Source organism: Mucilaginibacter sp. (assembly GCF_041088075.1).
Lineage (GTDB): Bacteria > Bacteroidota > Bacteroidia > Sphingobacteriales > Sphingobacteriaceae > Mucilaginibacter_A.
This window is the reverse complement of record NZ_JBGCVY010000036.1, coordinates 1-7723: the sequence shown is the minus strand read 5'-3', so window position 1 is coordinate 7723 and position 7723 is coordinate 1. Positions and strand designations below refer to the sequence as shown.

Annotated in this window: 9 protein-coding genes; 3 read left to right on the top strand and 6 right to left on the bottom strand. The window is 37.0% G+C overall.

Annotated features, from left to right (window positions below; genetic code table 11):
- Positions 1 to 278: 278 nt before the first annotated feature.
- The 3 genes from V5804_RS08325 to V5804_RS08315 are packed head-to-tail and all read right to left on the bottom strand — an operon-like array spanning position 279 to position 1425.
- Positions 279 to 785, bottom strand: coding sequence for a tyrosine-type recombinase/integrase (locus V5804_RS08325; RefSeq protein ID WP_369590922.1), 507 nt, complete (start codon positions 783 to 785; stop codon positions 279 to 281).
- Positions 782 to 1186 carry a type II toxin-antitoxin system VapC family toxin gene (locus V5804_RS08320; RefSeq protein WP_369590921.1) on the bottom strand — a complete coding sequence of 135 codons (405 nt, stop codon included), beginning with the start codon at positions 1184 to 1186 and terminating at the stop codon, positions 782 to 784. Before V5804_RS08320 ends, V5804_RS08325 begins: the two co-directional genes overlap by 4 nt.
- The gene (locus tag V5804_RS08315) at positions 1186 to 1425 is read right to left on the bottom strand and encodes a hypothetical protein (protein ID WP_369590920.1); all 240 of its coding nucleotides are present in this window, start codon (positions 1423 to 1425) and stop codon (positions 1186 to 1188) included. The genes V5804_RS08320 and V5804_RS08315 overlap by 1 nt, the downstream gene beginning before the upstream one ends.
- Before the next feature lie 335 nt (positions 1426 to 1760).
- On the opposite strand from V5804_RS08315, the gene V5804_RS08310 reads away from it, so the two are divergent.
- Positions 1761 to 2867, top strand: coding sequence for a hypothetical protein (locus V5804_RS08310; RefSeq protein ID WP_369590919.1), 1107 nt, complete (start codon positions 1761 to 1763; stop codon positions 2865 to 2867).
- 7 nt (positions 2868 to 2874) lie between these two features.
- On the opposite strand, the gene V5804_RS08305 is transcribed toward V5804_RS08310, so the two are convergent.
- From V5804_RS08305 to rlmD, 3 genes are all read right to left on the bottom strand, one after another.
- Positions 2875 to 3384: a phosphoribosyltransferase family protein gene (locus tag V5804_RS08305; protein WP_369590918.1), complete on the bottom strand. Its 510-nt coding sequence runs from the start codon at positions 3382 to 3384 to the stop codon at positions 2875 to 2877.
- A gap of 206 nt (positions 3385 to 3590) precedes the next feature.
- The gene (locus tag V5804_RS08300; protein ID WP_369590917.1) at positions 3591 to 3983 is read right to left on the bottom strand and encodes a hypothetical protein; all 393 of its coding nucleotides are present in this window, start codon (positions 3981 to 3983) and stop codon (positions 3591 to 3593) included.
- Positions 3984 to 3987: 4 nt separating this feature from the next.
- Positions 3988 to 5421: a 23S rRNA (uracil(1939)-C(5))-methyltransferase RlmD gene (gene rlmD / locus V5804_RS08295; protein WP_369590916.1), complete on the bottom strand. Its 1434-nt coding sequence runs from the start codon at positions 5419 to 5421 to the stop codon at positions 3988 to 3990.
- A 154-nt stretch (positions 5422 to 5575) separates the two neighbouring features.
- Here rlmD and V5804_RS08290 point away from each other — a divergent pair, with 154 nt between their 5' ends.
- Both V5804_RS08290 and V5804_RS08285 read left to right on the top strand, forming a co-directional pair.
- Positions 5576 to 7132 carry a hypothetical protein gene (locus tag V5804_RS08290; protein WP_369590915.1) on the top strand — a complete coding sequence of 519 codons (1557 nt, stop codon included), beginning with the start codon at positions 5576 to 5578 and terminating at the stop codon, positions 7130 to 7132.
- Between the two features lie 10 nt (positions 7133 to 7142).
- Positions 7143 to 7562, top strand: a complete 420-nt coding sequence (locus tag V5804_RS08285) for a hypothetical protein (RefSeq protein ID WP_369590914.1) — start codon at positions 7143 to 7145, stop codon at positions 7560 to 7562.
- Positions 7563 to 7723 lie beyond the last annotated feature (161 nt).

The following is a 7723-nucleotide window of genomic DNA, read 5'->3' as shown; positions in this document are numbered from 1 at the left end:
ATGAATATTATTACAAGAAAATAAAGTCGCAAAAATTATTACAAATGATAGGTAGCGAATTTTCATGGTATTACGCACAACTAGTAAATATACGCATGTTTTGTAAGTCGTTGGTAAATATATATAAACAGTTTTTATTTTGAAAATTATCGATAATAAAAATATTAACACATTCATAATCATCACTTTTATATTCTTCCGCAAGTTTAAGGCAATACAAAATGCGCATTGCGCTTTTTACCCCTTTGTTATTGCGTCAATACAAATCCCCGTAATTGTTATAAATTATCTAACGGGCTTTTTACATTTTTTAACTGTTGCTTGCTTACGTGTATATATCGTAAAGTTGTTTTAATATCATTGTGGCCTAACAATTCTTGTATAAATTTAATATCTGTACCGTTTTCGAGTAAATGGGTAGCAAAACTGTGCCGTAGGCCGTGTATGCCAATGGTTTTGTTAATCCTCGCCTTTTGCATAGCGTTTTTAAAAACCTGTTGTACGCTTCTGATGCTGTATTGTTCCCCTTGTAATCCTTCAAACAGATATTTTTGCGGTTTATACAATTTATAATAGGCCCGTAATTGTTCCAAAATGCTTTCGGGCAGGTTGGCATACCGGTCTTTTTTGCCTTTGGCTTTTTCTATAAAAACCTGCATTGTTTTACTGTCAATGTCTGTAATCTTTATATTTACCACTTCACTTACCCGTAAGCCCATTCCATAACATAGTTTTAACAGTTTATTCCGGTGCAGCGCACCTGTCCCTGTTGGCAGAAGTATCATTTTCGCTTAAACCAATTTTCGATTTTTATATCCTCAATATTCTGAAAGTCTGTGATGTTGTCGGTTACTAAAATTAGTTTGTTTTCTACGGATGTTACACCAATTAAAAGGTCAAATTCGTCATTTATTGGCTTGCCCATTTTTCTAAGCCTGACTTTCTCTTTAGCGTAACGTTTGCTGCAACCATAAATTGGGACGATGATAAGCCCATCTATAAAATCGTCAACAGTTTGGTGAGATTTTTCCGGACTGTCGCTGTTTTCTGCACCAAAACGAAGTTCGAAGACTGTAACTTCAGAAATGTAGCAATTCTCACGTCCTTTTTCTTTCATTGTTTTATCCAAATCGAGTTTGCCGCGAAGGAAGAAAACACAAATACTTGTATCGAGCAGGTAAGGCATTAAAGTTTAATTTCTTTTTTTCTAAATTTTCTGCTGGATTTTAAGTCGGCGATAATTTCTTCTGCCGTTTTTTCTGAGGCAAAAGCTCCGAAAGATTGATAGAATTTGGTTTCTGTATTTCTCTTTTCGTTTTTTAAAGACTTTGAAAGACTTTCTATTAGTTCTGCCTTACTTTCCAAATTCAAACTTTCCAAAAGCCAGGAATAAGTTTCAATAATATGTTTGTCGGTATAAGTCATAAATTTTTTTCTAAAGCTAAGTTACAAAAGTTTAGGATGTATGCTGGCCTGAAAATATTCCTTCCAACTGTTGCGTTTCCGGGTCTTTGCCTAAATTGCCTATTAAAGTTACTTTGTTTAGCCCTCTCATCGGTGTTTTTAACTAATGGTTATATTATTATCGTAAATGTATTTATTTATGTTGAAGATAAGCTTTTTTAATTTTATAATTATACCAAGCCCGGAACCTTTCAAAGCTAATTTTACATACTAAAAATAATCCGCTGGCGTTTATACCGTCAATAAAAATTATACTTCCATTGCCAAAGTTTTTTTATAAAATCAAGATCAATTCAGTGAAATTTACCGGTGCTGTTTTTATCATGCTTTTTTTGGTGTCATACAAACCTCCAGTTCAAAAACCGGAACCAATTGCATTGCAGCCACAGGTTTTGCCTATCGTGCCAAAAGAGTTTTACATCGCCAAAGTGGTGGACGAACGTGCCGAAAAAACTGCGGTTGCCTGGCTGTTTCCTTTATCCAATTCAAAACAAAAACCTACACTGCAAGCCATAGATTTAAAAGGCGGCGCGCAACTTGCCATACAGGATTTTATCTTCCAAAGTTTGCCGCGCGATAAAAAACTGCGCCCGATTGTAGTGCGGGTAAAAGAATGCAAGGCCACAGAAACTATAGCCGCGCCCGGAAAAATTGAAGGCAAAGTTGCCGCTGCTTTGGCTTTTGATTTGATGGATGGCACTGGCGATAATATCCATTTAACGGATTATCGTTTAGACACCAAGTATGTCCGTCCGGAGGACAACCAGCCTGTTAATATTGTGGAGCCTGCTTTGCGCCAATCTTTTATCTCGGCCTTAACTTATTTTAATACTTGGATCAATAGCCAGGCCAATGACAATCCAAAATTGGCCAGAGAAGTTAAAGTTTCGATCAAAGATTACCACGAAAAACCGGAAGGCGACACGATCTATTATTCGGTAAACCGGCCTTTAAATTGGAACGATTTCCAGGAGAAAGCGCCCAACAGCAAGTATGCCGCAACGGTGTTCCCAAGTTTGGGTTTTGATGAGAAAAGTGAGATTAAAAACGGCGTCATCAAAATCCAATTGAGCATGAAAATCTATGTACCAAAAAGTGCTTGTTGGGTAAAAGATAACGACCGGACGAATTACACCTTAAACCACGAACAACGCCACTTTGACATTGTGGCCATTGTGGGCAAACGTTTTGAACAAAAAATAAAGGCGATGAAATTGCCGGTTGCCAATTGCGATGGTCCGATCAATTACGAGTTTTACGAATCTTTTAGGGAGATGAACCACCTGCAAGACCAGTACGATGCCGAAACACGCCACGGCATCAACACGGCCGAGCAGGAGCGTTGGAACAAGCGGATTGATGATGATCTGATTGCGCTTGGCGTTAAAAAAGCAAATTCTTAATGTTGTTCTATCTCAAATAAACCGCATCTTCCTGGCCGTTTTCATCCAGCACCACATCCACATGTTCTTTTAAAATGGTAGAAAGTGCGAGCCCGCTAAAATCTGTTGAGATGGGAAAGCTTTTGTGGTTTCGGTCAACCAAAACAACGGTGCGTATTTTTTTAAGCGGAATATCGAGGAAAATCCCAAAAGCATAAGCCAGCGCTTTGCCGGAATTCAATACATCATCCACCAAAACCACCACTTTGTTGCTGCATTCTTCCACCTCCACACTTACCGAAGCATTTAAACTGGAGCTATATTTATCCAAATCAATGCTGATCAAAGTAACTTTAAAAGGCGCAATTTCTTCTAAAATTGTTTTTAAACGGGCAGCCAATCGAAAGCCGCGCTGCTGCAAACCGGCCAGTACAATTTCGGTTTCTTCGATGTTGTCTTCCACAATCTGGTAAGCAATCCGGTCAATCTTTTGCTGGATTTGGCGGCTGTTTAAAACGAGGATTTTTTTCTCAGACATAATTTAAGTGGATAAAAGAAGCATGGATGAAATTAAGAAAAGCAAATTGTATTTTTTTGATCGTGGTTTTTAAAAGGACACACCCCTAACCCCTCTCGAGAGGGGAAGCACAGTTTGCTATCTTTCTAACGTTAAAAAGGTAGGCGCCATATTTCCCCTCTCGAGAGGGGTTAGGGGTGTGTTTCTACAATTAGAATTAAAATAAATCAATTGGTATAAGGAAAAAACACAAAATTAGCGCCTTCGGGCACAATCACAAACACACACATAAACTTGTCCGGGTTTTTGTACGTATCAATAAAACGCTGCCGCAATTCTTTTTTGATGACGCCGCGTTCCATAAATTCTTCCAAAGTTGATGCCTGGATCGTCCAGTCCGTGTTCATTTCGTGCCGGTCGAAAATCACTTCGCCCAGCTTCACTTCGTGCTGGTGCGCAATAAAAACCGGGTATTTGGACAAACCTTCCACCATAATTTCGATGGCCACTTCTTTGATCGAATCGTTGAAATATTTCAAATCAACTTCCAGGCTTTCCAGCGGACTGCGCTGCTTTTTTTCTTCTTCGCTGCCTTCCTGCAATAAATCTTCGGGATTCATTTTGTTATTTTTTTAACTGTAAAAGAAGCACGTTTTCTACATGCTGCGTGTGCGGAAACATATCCACCGGCTGTATTTTTGTAACCTCGTATTTCTCTTTTAAAACCAGCAAATCGCGCGCTTGTGTGGCCACGTTGCAGCTTACATAAACTATTTTTTCGGCCTCGATTTCCATCAAACGGTTTACCACATCCGGGTGCATTCCAGCCCGCGGCGGATCGGTAATGATCACGTCGGGTTTGCCATTTTGTGCCGTAAAAGAAGCATCCAAAACATCTTTCATATCGCCAGCAAAAAATTTAGTATTGGTAATATTGTTGATATTTGAATTGATTCTTGCATCTTCAATTGCACTTTCCACATATTCAATCCCGATCACTTGCTTTACTTTTCCGGCGATAAAATTGGCAATGGTTCCGGCACCGGTGTACAAATCGTAAACCAATTCGTGGCCTTTTAATTCTGCAAAATCCCGTGCAACTTCATACAATCTTGTAGCCTGATGTGAGTTGGTTTGGTAGAAAGATTTCGGCCCGATTTGGAAGCGTACTGTTTTTATGCCACTAAAATCAGTGCGCATTTTTTCATAAATAAAATCGCGGCCAGCATAAGTCAAAACTTCCTGGTCAAAAATCGTATCGTTCTTTTTTTGGTTGATGATGTACAAAAGCGAAGTGATTTGCGGGAAATTAACTTTGATAAACTCCAGCAAATTGTTCCTTTGGTCTGCTTCCGCGTAAGCAAAAACCACAATCACCATTAATTCTCCGGTGGAAGAACTGCGGATAATCAGGTTTCGCAACCCGCCTTCGTGGTTGCGCAAATTGTAAAAACTAATGCTGTTTTTAATGGCAAAATCGCGAACAGCATTTCGGATTTCGTTGGAAGGATCAGTCTGCAGATGGCATTTTTGGATATCCAAAATTCGATCGAAATAAAGCGGAACGTGGAAACCCAAAGCATCCGTGGCAAAAGTTTCGCCGCTGCTGATCTCGTTGTTGGTCAGCCATCTTCTATCTGAAAAAGTAAACTCCAGTTTGTTGCGGTAAAAACGCGTTTCCGGCGAAGGCAAAATCGGCATCACGTGGCTTACATCAATTTTGGCAATCCGTTCCAACGCATCGGTTACGGCTTTTTGCTTGTAATGCAACTGCGCTTCGTAGGTTAGGTGCTGCCACTTGCAGCCCCCGCAATCGCCAAAATGCTGGCAAAAAGGTTCGGTGCGCAAACTCGATGCTGTTTTTAGGGCTATAATTTTAGCCTCGCCGAAGTTCTTTTTTTTGCGGAAAATTTCAATATCCGCCACATCGCCCGGCACGGCTTTTTCTACAAAAACCACCATCTCGCCGGCGCGGCCAACGCCTTTGCCTTCTTCGGCAATATCAAAAATGGCTACGTTTTCTACTACGGTTTTTTGGCGGACGGATGTTCTTCTCATGCGCCGCAAATTTAGCGGTAATTTTAGTTTTAGGAAATCGAGTTGAATAAGTAATTGTTTTTTGCTTGCTTTAAAATACTGTATTTAAAAAAATTATAGTTCCTTGTTTAATTGTTAAATAATATTTAATTTTCAAAAATAAATTTAATAAAGAATGAAAAAATACTACTTTCAAAATTTTGCTTTTAATTTAATACTATTCATAATTATAGCATTTGCTATTAATAGCTGTAAAAAAGATAGCCAGCAATCATCTGCACTGCCAGCATTAACTAAAGAAATAAATTTGTCAGAATTAAAATCAATTTACAAAAATGATACTACTGCAAACCAAGTCGGCATCAATAGCACTAATCAAAACTATACGGCTATGCTTAAAAATAGAAATGTAAAGTGGGATAAAATGTATTATTTAAAGCGCGATAGCAGTAGGATAATGGAATTTGATTTAGAAAAAAGTACAGATGTATGGGCTTTTCAAACAAACCCTATAAATTGTCGAAACAAAAACAGCCTTGTTTTTATAGAATTTAACAATGGTAAAAGGCTCAATTTCTATATGAAGGTTTTTGAAAATTTGAAGGGCCCGGACAGTAGTTCTGTGATATCCAATATACATTATAATCATATACCGTCGAAGTTTAATGGGCAAATTATGTTTTATACATTAGATAAGAAGTTTATCAACGGTTATCAGTATAATGAAGGTAAGATAATAAAAGCCTTTTCACCTAAAGCTACAAACAGTAATAACGATAAAACAATTCTGTCTAATGAAGGTAAAAAACGCGTACTATTGAATTTATATGTAGATTGCGCAGAAGCATATAATTATAATTACCAAGCAGGTAACTCTGGATCTGGTTCTTGGGTTGACAGCGGTTACGAGGAATGTTATACTTCTTATGGTAGTGATGGTAATAGCGGTGGTGGAGACGGTAGCAGTAGCGGTAGCGGTGGTGTTGGTGGTGATGGGGGATATACTAGTGGTCCAGATACATCGCAAAATGGCCAAAATGTAACTGTTGATCCATCTATTACTACTAATCGAAAATTAAACTGTGTGTATAGCGTAATTGAAAAAAATAGTGTCTATAGTGCATTAACCGTTGCATTTACAAGCTCAAATTATAATCTTAAAATTATTGCAGGTATATTACCCACTAATATTACTGGTAAAACTATAAATAGTAAAAATTATAATAGTTCTGATGTAACTATAATGATCAATAATGCTACAGAATCTTATTCTGTAGCATCTTATGTTCAAACTTTTATTCACGAAGCCTATCATGCGCGTATTGTGCAAGTATTAATACAACAAAATAGAATGGGTTCACAAACGTTCAACACGACTTATGCTGATTCTTTTGACCAGTACTTGGCCTACCAAATGGATAGTACTCGTTCAGCCTATCAGTTAAGGGGCCAAACTTTTTCTTCTAATGATGAACAGGTAGAACAACATAACATAATAGCTAAGGATACTGAATTTATAGCATTAGGAATCAAAGAAGCCATGGAAATAATAAGTCCAGGTATTAAAAATGATTCTTATGTAGATTGGAATACTTACTTAAATTATGCTTGGGAGGGATTAGAAGAATCACAAGCTTTTAAAGCTAAATGGGGTGGAGATGATGTTACGCATCCAAATTCTACATTTCATGGTAGTATCAATTTGTTAAATCAATATGTTGGATGCCAATAAAATTAAAAATATGAAACTATTTTTTTTATTAGCTTTTATTTTAATCTCGAAATTTACTTTCAGTCAAGTAACCACTATTAAACGAGATACTTTGTATTATTTACTTGATACAGCCAAAATTCCTATTAATGATAGAATGATAAAAATTACAGACGCTCCTTTATTTAAATTTTATTATTTTAGGTGCCCTTGCTTGGATGAAGGTCAAATGCCATATTTAATCCATCGAACTAACGATAAAGGCGAGATTATAGACTCTTCTAAAATTAATAAAATTAAGATGATTGCTACAGTACCGCTTTTATATTTATTTCACAAGAATTATTACAGATTCAATGTAGAACATATTGTTTATATTTTGGAAGTTTTACCAGACAAAAAAATCATAAAGCACCTCGTAACAACAGGAGCAATCGCATTGAAAATGTAGATTTAATATGCAAATTTCTTTCAATTAAATTGAATAAACAGAAATGTAAACGAGATATCAAGAAAAGTTAGTGATTTTTATGATACAATGATAAAGACATCTATATTGAAAATTACTGTATTGTTGAATGTAATTTTATTCGGAGGTTGTTCTTCAAATAA

Excerpts from the sequence above, each read along its gene's own strand:
- V5804_RS08325 (WP_369590922.1), bottom strand. The coding sequence starts at position 785 with ATGATACTTCTGCCAACAGGGACAGGTGCGCTGCACCGGAATAAACTG.
- V5804_RS08320 (WP_369590921.1), bottom strand. The coding sequence starts at position 1,186 with ATGCCTTACCTGCTCGATACAAGTATTTGTGTTTTCTTCCTTCGCGGC.
- V5804_RS08315 (WP_369590920.1), bottom strand. The coding sequence starts at position 1,425 with ATGACTTATACCGACAAACATATTATTGAAACTTATTCCTGGCTTTTG.
- V5804_RS08305 (WP_369590918.1), bottom strand. The coding sequence starts at position 3,384 with ATGTCTGAGAAAAAAATCCTCGTTTTAAACAGCCGCCAAATCCAGCAA.
- V5804_RS08300 (WP_369590917.1), bottom strand. The coding sequence starts at position 3,983 with ATGAATCCCGAAGATTTATTGCAGGAAGGCAGCGAAGAAGAAAAAAAG.
- rlmD (WP_369590916.1), bottom strand. The coding sequence starts at position 5,421 with ATGAGAAGAACATCCGTCCGCCAAAAAACCGTAGTAGAAAACGTAGCC.
- V5804_RS08290 (WP_369590915.1), top strand. The coding sequence starts at position 5,576 with ATGAAAAAATACTACTTTCAAAATTTTGCTTTTAATTTAATACTATTC.
- V5804_RS08285 (WP_369590914.1), top strand. The coding sequence starts at position 7,143 with ATGAAACTATTTTTTTTATTAGCTTTTATTTTAATCTCGAAATTTACT.